Source organism: Allotamlana fucoidanivorans (genome assembly GCF_045788535.1).
In the GTDB taxonomy this organism is placed as follows: Bacteria; Bacteroidota; Bacteroidia; order Flavobacteriales; family Flavobacteriaceae; genus Allotamlana; species Allotamlana fucoidanivorans.
Map to the genome: position 1 here is coordinate 709,020 of NZ_CP074074.1, position 16,101 is coordinate 725,120.

Annotated in this window: 15 protein-coding genes; 12 read left to right on the forward strand and 3 right to left on the reverse strand. The window is 35.0% G+C overall.

What is annotated here, in order from left to right:
- Positions 1 to 25: 25 nt before the first annotated feature.
- The gene (locus tag KFZ70_RS03310) at positions 26 to 2,764 is read right to left on the reverse strand and encodes a 2-oxoglutarate dehydrogenase E1 component (RefSeq protein WP_139697161.1); all 2,739 of its coding nucleotides are present in this window, start codon (positions 2,762 to 2,764) and stop codon (positions 26 to 28) included.
- Between the two features lie 154 nt (positions 2,765 to 2,918).
- Here KFZ70_RS03310 and KFZ70_RS03315 point away from each other — a divergent pair, with 154 nt between their 5' ends.
- The 12 genes from KFZ70_RS03315 (at position 2,919) to KFZ70_RS03370 (ending at position 14,083) form a co-directional block, all read left to right on the forward strand.
- Positions 2,919 to 3,452, forward strand: coding sequence for an alpha-ketoglutarate decarboxylase (locus KFZ70_RS03315; RefSeq protein WP_233244050.1), 534 nt, complete (start codon positions 2,919 to 2,921; stop codon positions 3,450 to 3,452).
- 149 nt (positions 3,453 to 3,601) lie between these two features.
- A complete protein-coding gene (locus KFZ70_RS03320; protein ID WP_139697159.1) occupies positions 3,602 to 4,105 on the forward strand; it encodes a c-type cytochrome in 504 nt (167 codons plus the stop codon).
- A gap of 19 nt (positions 4,106 to 4,124) precedes the next feature.
- Positions 4,125 to 4,700, forward strand: coding sequence for a fasciclin domain-containing protein (locus KFZ70_RS03325; RefSeq protein ID WP_139697157.1), 576 nt, complete (start codon positions 4,125 to 4,127; stop codon positions 4,698 to 4,700).
- 17 nt (positions 4,701 to 4,717) lie between these two features.
- Positions 4,718 to 6,688 (forward strand): Sec-dependent nitrous-oxide reductase, encoded by a 1,971-nt coding sequence (gene nosZ, locus KFZ70_RS03330; protein ID WP_139697155.1) that lies wholly within the window; start codon positions 4,718 to 4,720, stop codon positions 6,686 to 6,688.
- A gap of 121 nt (positions 6,689 to 6,809) precedes the next feature.
- Positions 6,810 to 7,403 carry a hypothetical protein gene (locus KFZ70_RS03335; RefSeq protein ID WP_139697153.1) on the forward strand — a complete coding sequence of 198 codons (594 nt, stop codon included), beginning with the start codon at positions 6,810 to 6,812 and terminating at the stop codon, positions 7,401 to 7,403.
- Between the two features lie 25 nt (positions 7,404 to 7,428).
- Complete coding sequence (locus KFZ70_RS03340; protein WP_139697151.1) at positions 7,429 to 7,866, forward strand: nitrous oxide reductase accessory protein NosL; 438 nt, start codon at positions 7,429 to 7,431, stop codon at positions 7,864 to 7,866.
- 4 nt (positions 7,867 to 7,870) lie between these two features.
- A complete protein-coding gene (locus KFZ70_RS03345) occupies positions 7,871 to 9,109 on the forward strand; it encodes a nitrous oxide reductase family maturation protein NosD (protein WP_139697149.1) in 1,239 nt (412 codons plus the stop codon).
- On the forward strand, positions 9,103 to 9,810 hold the full coding sequence (locus tag KFZ70_RS03350; RefSeq protein WP_139697147.1) for an ABC transporter ATP-binding protein: 708 nt from the start codon (positions 9,103 to 9,105) through the stop codon (positions 9,808 to 9,810). Before KFZ70_RS03345 ends, KFZ70_RS03350 begins: the two co-directional genes overlap by 7 nt.
- Positions 9,803 to 10,585, forward strand: a complete 783-nt coding sequence (locus KFZ70_RS03355; RefSeq protein WP_139697145.1) for an ABC transporter permease — start codon at positions 9,803 to 9,805, stop codon at positions 10,583 to 10,585. Before KFZ70_RS03350 ends, KFZ70_RS03355 begins: the two co-directional genes overlap by 8 nt.
- A 72-nt stretch (positions 10,586 to 10,657) precedes the next feature.
- Positions 10,658 to 11,044: a hypothetical protein gene (locus tag KFZ70_RS03360; protein WP_139697143.1), complete on the forward strand. Its 387-nt coding sequence runs from the start codon at positions 10,658 to 10,660 to the stop codon at positions 11,042 to 11,044.
- A gap of 111 nt (positions 11,045 to 11,155) precedes the next feature.
- A complete protein-coding gene (locus KFZ70_RS03365; protein ID WP_139697140.1) occupies positions 11,156 to 12,004 on the forward strand; it encodes a hypothetical protein in 849 nt (282 codons plus the stop codon).
- A gap of 81 nt (positions 12,005 to 12,085) precedes the next feature.
- Positions 12,086 to 14,083: a TonB-dependent receptor gene (locus KFZ70_RS03370; RefSeq protein WP_139697138.1), complete on the forward strand. Its 1,998-nt coding sequence runs from the start codon at positions 12,086 to 12,088 to the stop codon at positions 14,081 to 14,083.
- Here the strand turns inward: KFZ70_RS03370 and KFZ70_RS03375 are convergent.
- Entirely contained in the window at positions 14,066 to 15,253 is a 1,188-nt protein-coding gene (locus KFZ70_RS03375; protein ID WP_139697136.1) for a hypothetical protein, read from the reverse strand. The genes KFZ70_RS03370 and KFZ70_RS03375 overlap by 18 nt on opposite strands.
- A 116-nt stretch (positions 15,254 to 15,369) precedes the next feature.
- Positions 15,370 to 16,101, reverse strand: coding sequence for an iron-sulfur cluster repair di-iron protein (ric, locus tag KFZ70_RS03380; protein ID WP_139697134.1), 732 nt, complete (start codon positions 16,099 to 16,101; stop codon positions 15,370 to 15,372).

Consider the following 16,101-nt stretch of genomic DNA (forward strand, 5'->3'; position numbering starts at 1 on the left):
TTATAAGTGTATTTAATTTGATTTATTAGTATTCAAAAACGTTCTCAATAACACGTCTTTGTCTTCTTTTATCTCTAGTACTTGACCCTGGTGCTGGAACAGAATTGTAATCTCTTGAGCACACTTCAAGCTTTACTAAATTCATACGTTGCAACATGTAACTCCAAGCCCCCATATTTCTTGGTTCCTCTTGAGCCCAAATATATTTTTCAGCATTTGCATACTTATCAATAACTGCTTGCAACTTCGTTTCATGTAAAGGGAATAGTTGCTCAATTCTTATTAAAGCCACATCATTTCTGTTTGAAGCTTCGCGTTCTTCAAGCAATTCATAATAGAATTTACCCGTACAGAACACCAACTTTTTAACATGTTCTGGCGCAATGGAATCTTCAATAATCTCTTGAAAAGTACCTGACGCTAGTTCACTCATTGAAGACACCGCTTTTGGATGACGCAACAAGCTTTTTGGGGTAAATACGATAAGTGGTTTTCTGTAATTACGTTTCATTTGTCTACGCAACAGATGAAAAAAGTTTGCTGGTGTGGTACAATCGGCAACAATCATATTATCATTTCCACATAACTGAAGATAACGTTCCATTCGAGCTGATGAATGTTCTGACCCCTGCCCTTCATAACCATGTGGTAATAATACCACTATACCATTTTGTGATTTCCATTTATCTTCAGCTGCCGATAAGTATTGATCAAAAATAATTTGAGCGCCGTTACTAAAATCACCAAACTGAGCTTCCCAAATGGTTAGTGTATTTGGATTTGCCATAGCATAGCCATAATCAAAACCTAATACGCCGTACTCCGATAAAAAGGAGTTATAAATATCCATATGCCCGGTATTCTCAGGATTGGTATTCAATAGGTTTATACGCTCTTCAGAAATCTCATCACGAAGAATGGCATGTCTGTGACTAAAAGTGCCTCGTTCAACATCTTGACCTGATATTCTAACATTAAAACCTTCTTCCAGTAAACTACCATAGGCTAAGGTTTCTGCCATACCCCAATCTAAGGTATCGGTTTCAAAAACCATTTTGGCACGTCCTGCTAAAATTCGTTCTGCTTTGCGTAAAAACTTAACACCATCAGGAACCGTAGATACTATTTTTGAAATATGCTCAAGTTTATCCTTAGGATAGGAAGTATCTTCAGAATATAACATGGCCTCAATACCTTTACGCTCAAAACCTTTCCAACGGTCTTCCATAAACTCTCTAACCTTTGAAGATTCTTCCTCTTTTGACTCTGTGTAGGCTGTTTCAAGCGTCTCCTTAAACTCTGTTACTATTTGATTTGAATAGCCTTTATCTATGGTACCTTCCGCAATAAGCTTATCTGAATAAATCTTGAACGGATTTTTATGCTTTGAGATGTATTTGTAAAGTTTTGGCTGAGTAAATCTAGGCTCATCACCTTCATTATGCCCATATTTTCTATAGCCCAACAAATCAATATAAACATCTTTTTTGTAACGCATTCTGTACTCTAAAGCCAGCTCAACGGCATGAACTACCGCTTCGGCATCATCCGAATTTACATGTAATACTGGAGATAATGTCACTTTGGCCACATCTGTACAATAAGTACTTGAACGTGCATCTAAATAATTTGTAGTAAATCCAATTTGATTGTTTACTACAATGTGTATAGTTCCTCCTGTTTTATATCCATTTAATTGACTCATTTGAGCCACCTCATAGGCTACACCCTGTCCTGCAATGGCTGAATCACCATGTACTACAATAGGAATGATTTTAGAATCATCACCAGCATAATCACTATCAATCTTAGCCCGGGTTATACCTTCAGCCACAGGGGCTACTGTTTCAAGATGTGATGGGTTTGGCACCAAATTCATCTTGATATTCTTGCCGTTCTGATAGGTTTTATCAAGCGTTAACCCTAAATGGTATTTTACATCACCATCAATATTTTCATCTTCAAAATCTTTACCATCAAACTCACTAAAGAGTTCTTTCATGGGTTTTCTAAAAATATTTACAAGTGTACTTAAACGTCCTCTATGTGCCATTCCTAACACACATTCTTTTACCCCATATTTCTCAACGGCATAAAACAACACATTACTAATAGCAGGAATTAAGGACTCTCCTCCTTCTAATGAAAATCGTTTTTGACCAACATATTTTGTTTGCAAAAAGTTTTCAAAAGTAACTGCTTGATTGAGTTTTGAAAGAATATATTTTTTAGTTTCCGAAGAATAATTAGGTTGGTTGTCATTTTCATTTAGTTGCGTTTGCCACCATGAAATAACTTCTGGGTTTCTCAAATACATATATTCAACCCCAATGGAACTACAATAAATGCGCTCTAGATGGCTAATGATATCGCGTAACGATTTAGCTCCAACACCTAACACTTCACCTGCATTAAAAATCGTATCCAGATCACTATCTGAAAGCCCAAAATTAGCAATATCTAAAGTTGGCGTATAGGAACGTCTTTCTCTTACGGGGTTTGTTTTTGTGAACAAATGCCCACGCATTCTATAGCCATCAATCAACCTAACAACATTAAATTCTTTTTGAACATGCTCTGGTATTTGAGTAGAAACACCTTCAATAATCTCGCCATCCAATCCATAGTTTTCACTACCAAAATCATAGCCTTGAAAAAAAGCTCTCCAACTTGGTTCTACCGCATCTGGATTCTGTAAATATTGATCGTATAAATCAGCAAAAAACGCTGTATGCGCTGCATTTAAAAATGAAAATTTATCCATTGTGTGTTATAATCCCCTGTAGGTTAATCAAAAATATCCCCCAAAAATACAACTTTTGGTAAAATTAGATTATTCTTTAAGTATATTTATACTTGGAAATAAGCATTTAACGAATTTAACATTAAAGCTGTTAATATTTTATCAATATCGCATCATGATCAAACATTTTTTTTCAATTAATAAAATAATTATTACCATTACTTTCTTTAGTTTTATCGGCTTTCAAAACCTAAATGCTCAAGAATACAAGAACAATTTTTGGAGTCATGTACGTTACGGAGGTGGTATAGGTTTAAATTTTGGAAGCGGTTTTTTTAGTGGTACATTAGCGCCAAGTGCCATCTATCAATTTGATCAACGATTTGCTTTAGGTCTCGGACTCAATTTCACTTATAACAGTGAAAAAAACATTTATCATTCTACTATATTAGGAGGTAGTTTAATTGGACTTTACAATATTATTCCTCAAATTCAACTTTCAGCTGAATTTGAAGAACTTAATGTGAATAGAAAGTTTGAACCTTACTTAAATTTTAGAAATAAAAACTATTGGATTCCTGCGTTATATCTAGGAGCAGGCTATCGCAATGGCCCTGTAGCTTTTGGCATTAGGTATGATGTTTTGTATAATGATAACAAAAGTATTTACAGCGAACCATGGGCGCCTTTTATTCGCTTTTACTTTTAGCACTTAGCTCAAAACATAAACTATTATTTAGGCATAAAAGCATGATAATTTACAAGACTCTTAATTAAGACAATTTTGTCTTAAATATGATTTTTATCATGTTTTTTCACGTATAGGAATCCTAAATTTGTTTGATTAAATACTTTTTTATGAAAACTACACGTAATATCCTATCTACTTTATTAATTGCTCTTCTGATTAGCTGCGGCGGCAAAGAAGAAAAAAAGAAAGCAGGGTTCTCTTATGAGAAGAAAACTGTTACTGAAACAACCAATACAACAAAAGCAGAGACACTTCCTGCCTCAAAAACTGTTGACCTTAACAATAAAGGGATAGGCCCCATAACATCCATTACACTTGATGCCGAAGTCAACCAAGACATGGCCAATCACGGTGCCGATGTTTTTAAAAATATGTGTACGGCTTGTCACAGACCTGATAAAAAATTCATTGGTCCTGCACCCAAAAACATTTTAGATCGCAGAAGCCCTGAATGGGTTATGAACATGATTTTAAATCCTGATGAAATGGTTCAGAAAGACCCGCTTGCTAAAGCTTTATTAATAGAATTTAACGGTTCTCCAATGGCTAATCAAAATTTATCGGAAGAAGATGCTAGAGCGATTTTAGAATATTTTAGAACGCTAAAATAATCAACTAACACCACTAAATATGAAAACCTTTAAACCATTAGTCCTTCTTTTTGTCTTTGCAGTTGTATGCTACTCCTGTAAAAATGAAACCAAGGAGGTGCAAACCACTACAACTGAAGCCAATGCACCTAAACAAAAAACAGGGCAAGCTTTTATTCAAGATGACGAGGCTACTCCAAACTGCTTACAAATAGCTATTAACTCACCCGACCATAAAACTTTAGTTGCCGCAGTCCAGGCTGCACAAGTAGAAAACGCCTTAGTCAACGTAGGACCTCTTACTGTTTTTGCTCCAACAGATGCCGCATTTGCCGCCTTACCTGAAGGCACTGTTGAAAACCTTGTAAAACCAGAGAATAAAGAAACCTTAGCTAACATCCTAAAATACCATGTAACTCCTGGAAATTTAAGCACCTCTATTCTTACTAAACTTAAAAAATTAGGGCAGGCCAACAATCAGTACGTACAAGTAGAAGTTGTTGATGGTAAACCTGTTATTGGCGGGGCTAATATTATTGCCAGCGTTAAAGCTGGAAACGGCATTGTTCATGTTATTGATAAAGTACTTTTACCACCATCGAAAGCATCTAATTAAACTAATTTATAAATACAATGAAAAATATATTCAAATCTGCAATGGTTATTTTAAGTGCTCTTTTAGCATTCACCAGTTGCAACAATTCAAGTAAATCTGGAGGAAAGTCTGGAGCGCTTGCTGGTAACGTAGCCGAAAAAGTCTATGTGGCTCCAGGAGAACATGACGAATTCTATGCATTTATTTCCGGAGGTTTTAGCGGTCAATTATCTGTTTACGGGTTGCCATCAGGCCGTTTATTTAAAGTTATCCCTGTATTCTCACAGGATGCGGAAAAGGCGTATGGCTATAACGAAGAGACCAAGCCCATGCTAAACACATCTCACGGTTTTGTACCATGGGATGATTCGCATCACCCTGACATTTCACAAACCAATGGGGTCATTGACGGGCGCTGGGTGTTCATTAATGGTAATAATACGCCTCGTATTGCAAAAATTGACTTGTCTACTTTTGAAACAACCGAAATTATTGAAGTACCCAATAGTGCAGGCAACCATAGTTCATCATTTGTTACAGAAAATACAGAATACGTAGTTGCAGGAACACGTTTCTCTATTCCGATTCCTCAGAAAGACATGCCTATTAAAGATTACAAAGGTAATTTTAAAGGTGCCCTATCCTTCATTTCCGTAGATCCTGAGCATGGTCATATGGATATCAAATTCCAAGTAATTATGCCTGGATTTGATTATGACTTAGCGCACCCTGGTCGTGGTGCTTCGCATGGTTGGTTTTTCTTCTCAACTTATAACTCAGAAGAAGCAAGCACACTTCTTGAGGTTAATGCCTCTCAAAATGACAAAGATTTTATAGCGGCTATAAACTGGAAAAAAATTGAAGAGTATGTAAACAATGGTGGTGGCAAAATGATGCCAGCCAACTATGCGCATAATGTTTATGATGAAGACACACATACTGCAACATCTACCATGAAAAAAGAAGTTTTGGTAGTTAACCCTTCCGATGTGCCTGGCGCTGTGTATTTATTACCAACCCCTAAATCGCCTCACGGTTGCGATGTAGACCCATCAGGTGAATATATTGTTGGTAATGGTAAACTTTCTGCCAACTTAACGGTACATTCTTTTACTAAAATGCTAAAAGCCATCGAAGATAACAAAGTAGCTGGTGACGCTTATGGTATTCCTATTTTAAATTTTGAAGATGTTTTGGCAGGTGTTGTTGAGCAACCCGGGTTAGGTCCATTGCACACAGAATTTGATGGTAAAGGAAATGCATACACTACCTTCTTTATATCTTCGGAAGTGGTAAAATGGAAACTTGGCACCTGGGAAGTTGTAGATAGACAGCCTTGTTATTACTCTGTGGGGCACTTAATGATTCCTGGAGGAAACTCCCAAAAACCTTGGGGTAAATACGTAGTAGCAATGAATAAGATTACTAAAGACCGTTATTTACCAACAGGACCAGAGGTAACACAATCCGCTCAGTTATATGACATCTCAGGTGAAAAAATGGAACTTCTTTTAGATTTTCCAACAGTTGGGGAACCACATTATGCTGCTGGATGCCCTGCCGATTTAATTAAACCGAGATCTAAAAAACTATTTAAGTTAGAAGACAATAAACACCCTTATGCCTGCAAAAATGAAGCCGACACTAAAGTAGTTCGTGAAGGTGATGTGGTACATGTTTATATGACCACCATTCGCTCCCATTTCTCTCCAGACAATATTGAAGGTATTAAAGTTGGTGACAAAGTCTATTTCCACATTACAAACTTAGAACAAGATTATGACGTACCTCACGGCGTGAGTATAATAGGTGCCAATACCTCTGAACTACTCATCATGCCTGGACAAACAGAAACCTTCCTTTGGGAACCAAAACAAGTTGGGGTTTGGCCTTTCTATTGTACCGATTTCTGTTCTGCACTACATCAAGAAATGCAGGGTTATGTACGTGTGTCATCAGCAAACGCTAGCACACCATTAAAATGGTCGTTAGGAGAAGATATCGAATAGTTGATAGCTTATAAGAGAATTTTGTTTTAGTGTTTATTCTCTTATTCAGGCGAGAGCTCGTTTTCGCTCTCGCCTTTCTTTTTTAAAACACTATACTTTAAAAATAAGACTTCTAGAACATATGAAAAGGTCAAACATAGTAATGCTAGTAGCATCCATATTACCCTTAGGGCTATTTCTTTTCCCGCTTTGGAAAATAACGCTTGAAGCGCCTCAATACCCAACACCTTTAGGCATGTACATCCATATCAATGATTTTTCAGACGTTCATCCGCATGACATTAAAAACATTAATCTCATGAATCACTACGTAGGTATGAAATATATACCTGAGGCCATTCCTGAATTCAAAATTTTCCCAATTGCCATTATTGCTTCTACGGTAATAGGTCTATTGATTGCTTTTAAAGGAAATTACAAATGGTTTTTAGGATGGTTTATTTTAATGATTATCATGTGTTCTGCTGGGCTATATGACTTCTATTTATGGGAACATGATTACGGTCATGACCTTGACCCAAAAGCCATCATGAAATTTACAAACCCAGACGGTTCAGTCATGGGGTTTCAACCACCTCTTTTTGGAAGCAAAGATATTTTAAATTTTAGAGCACACTCTTACCCACAACTAGGTGCTTTATTTTTAGGATTAGGCATCGCTTTTTCGTTTGTAGCGCACCTTATTGGCAAAAAAGCCAAAAACTCTACGGCTTGATTTGAGAAACTAAAACACTAAAAAAATGAAAACACTAAAAAAGACCTTAACAATACTCATACTGCCCTTATACTTTGGGTGTCAGGTTGCACCTCAGCCTATAGCCTATGGAACCGATGGGTGTCATTTTTGTAAAATGACTATTGTTGATAAAGTACATGCCGCAGAGATAGTGACTAAAAAAGGAAAAGTCTATAAATTTGACGCTACAGAATGCATGATTAATTTCATGGATGAGTTTGACACTGCTGCAATTCAACTATACTTATCCAATGATTACTTAGAACCCGAAGCACTGATTGATGCCACAAAAGCTACCTTTTTAATCAGTAAAAACATTCCTAGCCCCATGGGTGCTTTTTTGTCTGCGTTTAAAACGCAAGCTGATGCTGAAAAATTACAACTAGAAAAAGGAGGCGAAACCTATTCTTGGGACACCTTACTAAAACACTTTAGCAACTAAGTTAATGACAAGAATATTTCTTTTTTTATTTGTCATATGCATTATGACCTTTGCTAATTATGCTCAAAACATTGAGGTTTGTGAAACCTGCCCTATTTCTTCGTTGCAACAAGCCATTTTGCAAGCTAAAGATTTTGATACCATTATTCTAAAAAAAGGGACCTATAAAGAACATAATATATCTATAGACAAACCCCTTACTATTCTGGGTAAAGACTACCCTCTTATTGATGGGGAACTTAAAGGAGAAGTTATTACCATAATAGCCGACAGTGTTACTGTTGATGGCCTATTCATCATCAATGTGGGCACCAGTTATACGGAAGACTATGCTGCCATAAGAGTAAAACGCAGCAACCATTTCATAATTCAAAATCTCGTACTTGAAAAATTATTTTTCGGAATTTATCTTGAAAAATCAAATTACGGGCGTGTATATCACAACAAGATTATTGGTAATGCCGTTGAAGAATACAATTCTGGAAATGGTATTCAACTTTGGTACAGTAATCATATTGAAATTGAAAATAATCACGTAGAACATGTTCGGGATGGTATTTACTTAGAATTTTCTAATGACTGCCTCATAAAAAACAATGTTAGCACTGAAAATTTAAGATATGGCCTACACTTTATGTTTTCAAATAACGATGTGTATCAAGATAATACTTTTGAAAACAATGGTGCTGGCGTAGCTGTTATGTTTTCAAAAAAAATAAAAATGCTAAACAATACCTTTCAGGAAAACTGGGGCACCGCCTCTTACGGCATGCTTTTAAAAGAAATTAATGATGCTGAAATAAAGGGTAACACTTTTAAAGAAAATACTATTGGAATTAATATTGAAGGGTCAAATAGAATAAACTACTTACATAACAATTTTGAAAGTAATGGCTGGGCCATTAAGGTGCGTGGTGCTTGTTACGGCAATCACTTTATAGAAAACAACTTTCTGTACAATTCTTTTGATATATCTTACAACAGCAAGGTTAATGATAATACGTTCGACAAAAACTATTGGAGTAATTACACAGGCTACGATTTAAATAAAGATGGCATTGGCGATGTACCATACAGGCCAGTAAAACTGTTTTCGTACATTGTAAACAGAACACCAGAAACCATCATTTTACTACGTAGCCTGTTTATTGATGTCATAGATTTTTCTGAAAAAGTATCTCCTGTTTTTACACCTAATAATTTACTAGACAATAACCCATTAACCAAACAAATAGTATGGTAACCATTCAAAACTTACATAAATCCTTCGGAAAAAACACCGTTTTAAAAGGTCTGGATTTAACAATTGGTAATGGGGGAATTTTCGCAATTCTTGGCCCCAATGGATCTGGTAAAACAACCCTGATAAAATCTATTTTAGGGATGGTTATTCCTAATAAAGGCTCTATCGCTGTATTTGGTGAAAGCACGAAACATCAGTCAAAATACAGACATCAAATTGATTATTTACCACAGATAGCCAATTTTCCAAACAACTTAAAAGTTAAAGAACTTATTAAAATGATTAAAGATTTGCGAGGCAAAACCGAGCTTGACAAAGCTTTAATTGAACGCTTCAAATTAACCCCTTTTTTAGATAAAAAACTGGGCAACCTTTCCGGTGGCACCAAACAAAAAGTAAACCTTGTGCTAACCTTTATGTTTAACAGCCCCTTAGTGATTTTAGATGAACCCACCACGGGTTTAGACCCTATTGCTTTGATAAGATTGAAAGATTTAATTCAAATAGAAAAGCAAAAAGGAAAAACCATTTTAATTACCTCGCATATTATGAGTTTTGTAGAAGAAGTTTCAGATGAGATTGTATTTCTATTAGAAGGACAAATTTATTTTAAAGGCAGTATTAGCGATTTAAAAACAAAAACGAATCAACCTGATTTTGAACATGCCATAGCCTCCATTTTACAAGAAAACCATGCTTAAAATATTAAAATATAGTTTTTATGATTTAATGCGTAGCCGTTGGAGCTATGTATATTTTGCATTTTACCTGCTCCTTGGAATGGTGCTATTGTTTCTAAATAACAACTTATCAAAAGCAGTGATTACCTTGATGAATGTGATTATTGTTTTGGTGCCTTTAATAGGAACTATTTTTGGTGTGATGTACTATTATAATTCCAAAGAATTTACCGAACTTTTACTTGCTCAACCACTCAAACGATCCTCTATTTTTTTAGGACAGTATTTTGGGGTAGCTATTTCTTTATCTATGAGTTTAATTTTGGGGCTTGGTATTCCATTTATTTTCTATGGTTTATTTAAATCTTCTGCCATATGGGATTTTTCACTGTTGCTTATAACAGGTACTTTTTTAACTTTTATTTTTACTGCCTTGGCCTTTAACATTGCTTTATCTTACGAAAATAAAATAAAAGGGTTCGGGTTTGCCATTTTATTATGGCTGTTTTTAGCTATTATTTACGATGGTCTTTTTTTAATGTCGCTTATTCTCTTTGAAGACTATCCTTTAGACAAATTATCTTTAGTAGGTACCATGCTAAATCCCATTGACTTGTCAAGAACATTGATTCTATTAAAATTAGATATCTCTGCCCTGTTGGGGTACACTGGGGCCATTTTTAAAAAATTTTTTGGGACGAACTTTGGTCTGATTATTTCTTTCACGACTTTAGTAATTTGGATTATATTACCCATTTTAAGAATAGTAACCAAGTCGAAAAAGAAAGATTTTTAAACTAAAAACTATACTACTAAAAAACTTCATTTTATGTAACATATCATTTAACTTCGCGGCGTGATTAAAACCTTGATTCATAAAACAACAGCATTGTGCCTTGTGTTTATATTGTTGGCCAACAATATAAACACCTTAGCTATTGTTGGTGGTTTTATAATTAATCAAGATTTTATCGCTAAAACCTTATGTGTTCAAAAAGAAGATCAAAAAGGTTGTAATGGTAAATGTCACCTTAAAAAACAATTGGTAAAAAATAATGCAGACACAAATAGTGAAGCACCAGCTCAAAACAATAAACGTACTGCTTTAGATACGTTTTATGTAGTGTCTTACCACAATGTTTTTAAAAACGTTTTTAATACAACTTTGACCCCTAAAAAACCCCAATTATATACATCTATCCGCATCACAAAAGCCTTTTTAAAGGTAGAAACACCGCCACCAAATTTTAGTTAATTTTTATTAAAACTCATAGAAGCCACTACTTCGGCTTCAGACGCTTTATGTCTTCTTTTTTAGAACGACATAACTAAGCTATATACCTATACCTTTTTTAAAAAAATAAAAATGAAACTAAAATATATATTGCCAATTATTTGTATCGTCATATTATCTATGTCCTGTTCAACAGATGACGACGATACCCCACAAACCATTGATGAAATTGCAGAATTGAAAAAAATTCAGGATATCACAACCAACGAGCACACCATAGAATTATACAGTAAATCTGGTGTATTTAAAACTGGTTACAATGAGGTCTTTATCCGAATTAAAAACAATACTGAGCAAAGTTATTTTGAAAATGCTAATATAGCTTGGACACCTATGATGCAAATGCCAAGCATGCTGCATTCATCACCCCACTCTACGATTTCAAAAGTTTCAAACAAAAAAACGTTATATACAGGTTCCGTTGTTTATCAAATGACAAACACCGATGGTTCTGGCTGGTCACTTACACTTAACTACAGCATTAATGGTATGGAGTACAGCGCCACTGAAACGATTAATGTTATGCAGTCTGCCAAACAAAACGTAACCAGTTTTATGGGCAGTGATGACACACGATATATTATTGCACTTATAGAGCCTCTTGACCCTAGTATTGGAATCAATGATATCACCGTAGGACTTTATAAAATGGAGAGTATGATGTCTTTCCCTGTGGTTGAAAATTATACAATTATGTTAGATCCGAGAATGCCAGGAATGGGCAATCATAGCTCACCAAATAATACCGATTTAAGCTTTAACAGCTCAGATACGATGTATCATGGTGATTTATCATTAACCATGACAGGCTATTGGGTTCTTAATCTTAAACTTTTAAATACCTCTGACACGGTTTTAAAAGGCGAAGATGTGACTGAAAGCAACGAAAAAAGTTCACTGTATTTAGAGTTGGAATTTTAACGCACATACTTATTACATATCATGAAGTTGCTTGATTGAAATAAGCAACTTCATGCAAACAAAAATTCTATCTAATTAATTATGAAACACCTCATAATTGTAGTTGCCAGTGTACTTTTTGGACATACCCTGTTTGCTCAAAACAATGTAGTTACTAAAAGAGACACCACCGAACTTGAAAAAATCATTGTGGTAGCTGAACGCAAGCTCAGTAACTACAGACAAGAAAAAACACTTTCAAGTGTTGATACTTATCTTGAAAAATCTAACCGAGTGACCATGATAAAACGAGGAAACTATGCTTGGGAACCTGCTATAAATAATATGATTAGTGACCGACTCAATGTGACGATAGATGGTATGCAAATATTTGGTGCCTGTACAGACAAAATGGATCCTATTACCTCATATGTAGATGTATCAAACCTAGAACAAGTCACTGTTAATTCTGGGCAAGAAGGTACTGAAAATGGTCATTGTGTTGGTGGTGGTATAGATTTACAAATAGCATCATCCCATTTTAATGAAAGTGGACTAAAAACGAGTGCAGATTTGGGGTATGAAACCAACGGAAACTATAAAATGGCGGGGCTTGATTTTGAATATTCTGGAGACAAACTTTACCTCACTACTGATGGTATTTATAGAACATCTGATAATTATAAAGCTGGTGGTAATGAGGAAGTAGCCTATTCTCAATTTAAAAAATACAACCTCTCATTTAAGGGCGGCTACAAACTCACAAATCAGCAGGCAATTGAAACCAATGTCATTTATGACAAGGCAACTGACGTGGGCTATCCTGCGCTTCCTATGGATGTATCATTAGCCGAAGCTTTTATTGCATCTGCTTCATATCACTACAAAAACCAATCTACCTTTATAAAATCTTTAGAAACCAAATTTTACTTCAACTCTATTACACACATCATGGATGACAGCAACCGCCCAGATGTCCCCATACGAATGGATATGCCTGGCTGGAGTGACACTTATGGGTTTTATAGTAAAATGAAAATTAATGCCAACAAGCATCATTTTTTAATGAATCTTAACGGCTATCACAATCGGTCACTAGCAGAAATGACCATGTTTTCAAATAGCCCCAACGAACCCGACATGTTTATGTACACTTGGCCAGATGTAAGAACATTTTACTCGGGGTTATACGCTAAAGATCACTGGCAATTAAACACTTTTGAAAGTCTTTCTTTCCATACAAGATTAGGATATCACCTTAACAAAGTAGCCAATGATGTTGGACTCCATAGTCTTCAAATTTTTTACCCAGATATGGAAGACACACAAACCCGATTTTTAACGAGTATATCAACCGATTACACCTTTCAAAAAAATCAGTTTAATACAACGTTGGGGTTAGGTTATGGTGAACGTGCCCCGTCTGTTAGTGAAGGTTATGGTTTCTTTCTATTTAATAGTTTTGACAAATATGATTACATAGGAAATCCGCACTTAAAAAACGAAAAAGCTATTGAAGTTAATATTAAATCTGGATACCAATTTAAAACTATAAAGCTAGGGCTTGAATCCTCTTTCTTTCACATTTCAGACTATATTATTGGTGAAATTGATCCAGATATTAGCCCAATGACCATAGGCGCTAATGGCGTTAGGGTGTACCAAGCATTAAACCATGCATCTATTTTTAATGTGTACCTCAACGCTCATATTTCTATATCTAAGGCTTTTTCGTTTAACAGCACCATAGGATATAATTACGGACGCGGAAGCAACCACAATAATTTACCTTTAATAAAGCCTCTTTCATATTTAGCCGAAGTTAACTATGGTACCCCTAAGTTTAACGGAGCCATTCAACTTGAGGGTAATGGCAATCAAAGCAAATACAGTCCATTTTACGGGGAAAACGAAACACCAGCTTACGCTGTATTACACCTAAACTTTGGTAATATACTATATGTAAAACACAACAAAATAGTGTTCAAATACGGGATAGAAAATATTTTAGATACGCATTACTCAACGTTTGCTGATTGGAATAATATTCCGAGGCAAGGTCGTAATTTTTATGTAAATATGTCAGTGATTATTCCTTAACACTTGAATTAAAAACACCAAAACACCAATCGGGATTAACATACTGAATAGAAACAATGCTACATAGTAGTTTTCCATAATGCCTGTTCCTGTAAAATATTTATACCCCTGAATGAGCAAAATTATCTCTGTTAACACAAATCCTAATACAAAAGATAAAACACCGCCTTTTAACAATGCTGTGCTAGCTACCCATTGATTTTTAATAATAAAAAACAACAAAAACCCTGAAATAACGCCAAGCATGGTTAAATGAATAAATCCAATAACAAAATTTCTATGCTGGAACACCTCCTCTGCAAATTTTGGACTCAACACTGTTAACTGCATCCCTATTTTTATCAGAAAACAAAACACCGAAAACCCAAACACGTAAAGTGCCGTTTTGGAGTTGGATGCTAATAGCGCTTTTTGATAAGGTTTGATGATTTTTAAAAACAAAAACAACATAATGAGTTGTAACAAAACAGCAACTATATTAGCTTTTATAAGGAATGGATGAGGCAAAAACCAGTGCACGGGCAATGCTAAGCTTAAAATAGTTGAAAGCACAAGTAGCCCCAAAAAAGGTCTAAATAATTTCACATCTTGAACTTCTAACACATGAAACAAAACGGTCAAAACAGCAATGATAAACCATCCATTAAACTGAAAATGCAGAAAAAACTGTATCGCTATTTGATAAAATGCAGACCTATTACCCAACATAGTAACCGCAGGCCCTAAGCACCAGACTCCAATAGTTGATATAAGCATAAATACCAAGGATGTTCTAGTTAAGTATTTAGTAATTACAGATCCAAACTGGGCATTCTTAAAAAATAAATATGAAAAATAGTAACTACAAAATATGTGAAGTGTTGAAAATGCTATAGATATGCTGGCGTAACCTTGAAAAGGAAAACTTAACATCATACCCATAACCGCTAATTGCGTCAACCAAAAAAGTCTGTAGTAAACTGGTCGTTTTTCGGGAATAAAATGATGAACAAAAAGACTATAAAGCAACAAATACACCCATCCTAACATAGCTACATGTGAGTGCGCATGGGTTAGAAAACGATAATTAAAATGAATATCACCCAAATAGGTATACCTAAGCAGTAACCCCATTAGGGCAGCTACAAAAAAGTTAAACAAGCAAATAGCAACAAAATATTTTTGCTTCATTTATTGTATTACAATGATATTCTTAAAATTTACAGTTTTAAATAAAAAACCAGAAAGATAAAACTTTCTGGCTTTAAACGAAGTAGGCATTCATGCAGATGCAACTTTTATTTTTGTTAGCTAAACTGTTTTTCTAGCTTAACCGCATTAGGAAACAAAATATTATTCTCTAAATGAATGTGTAAATGTAAATCTTGCTCAAACTCTTCCAACATAGCATAGGTTACTCTAAAGGTGTTACAGGCATCTGCAGGTGGATTGTAGTTATTTGTTAATTCAGCTATCTCTCTAAACCGAACACCTTCATTATCATGCTCATGCTTCATCATTTCTATAGGGTTTTCAACCGTTCCAAAATGAGGCGCTTCAATAGCATTTTGACTCATGGTAGCATCAACCATTTTTTTAACAAATGGGAAAAGTATCAACTCTTCCTTTTTCATATGAGCAGCCAATTCACCTGCTGAAGCCGTAAACAACTCATTAATTTTAAATAATTCTGGATGACGCTCGCCATGAACACGACAAAGTTTATCTAAAAACTGCTTTAACACAGGAATTTTAGCTTCAACATACCTATGGTGTTTTTTCTCAATGTAATCTATCAATAGATCTATAGGCCATGATTTATAATCAATAGACTGATCTGCTTTTGAACTTAATACGGCATCCAGTTTATCTAATAACTCATTGGTATCAATACCATTTTTTTGGCACACTTCTTCAACTGTTCTGTGACCTCTACAGCAAAAATCAATACCATAATTTACAAATACTGCTGCTGTTCTAAAATCATCTGCTACAAATTGTCCAATTTGTTTTTGTGCATTATTACTTATTACTTCCAT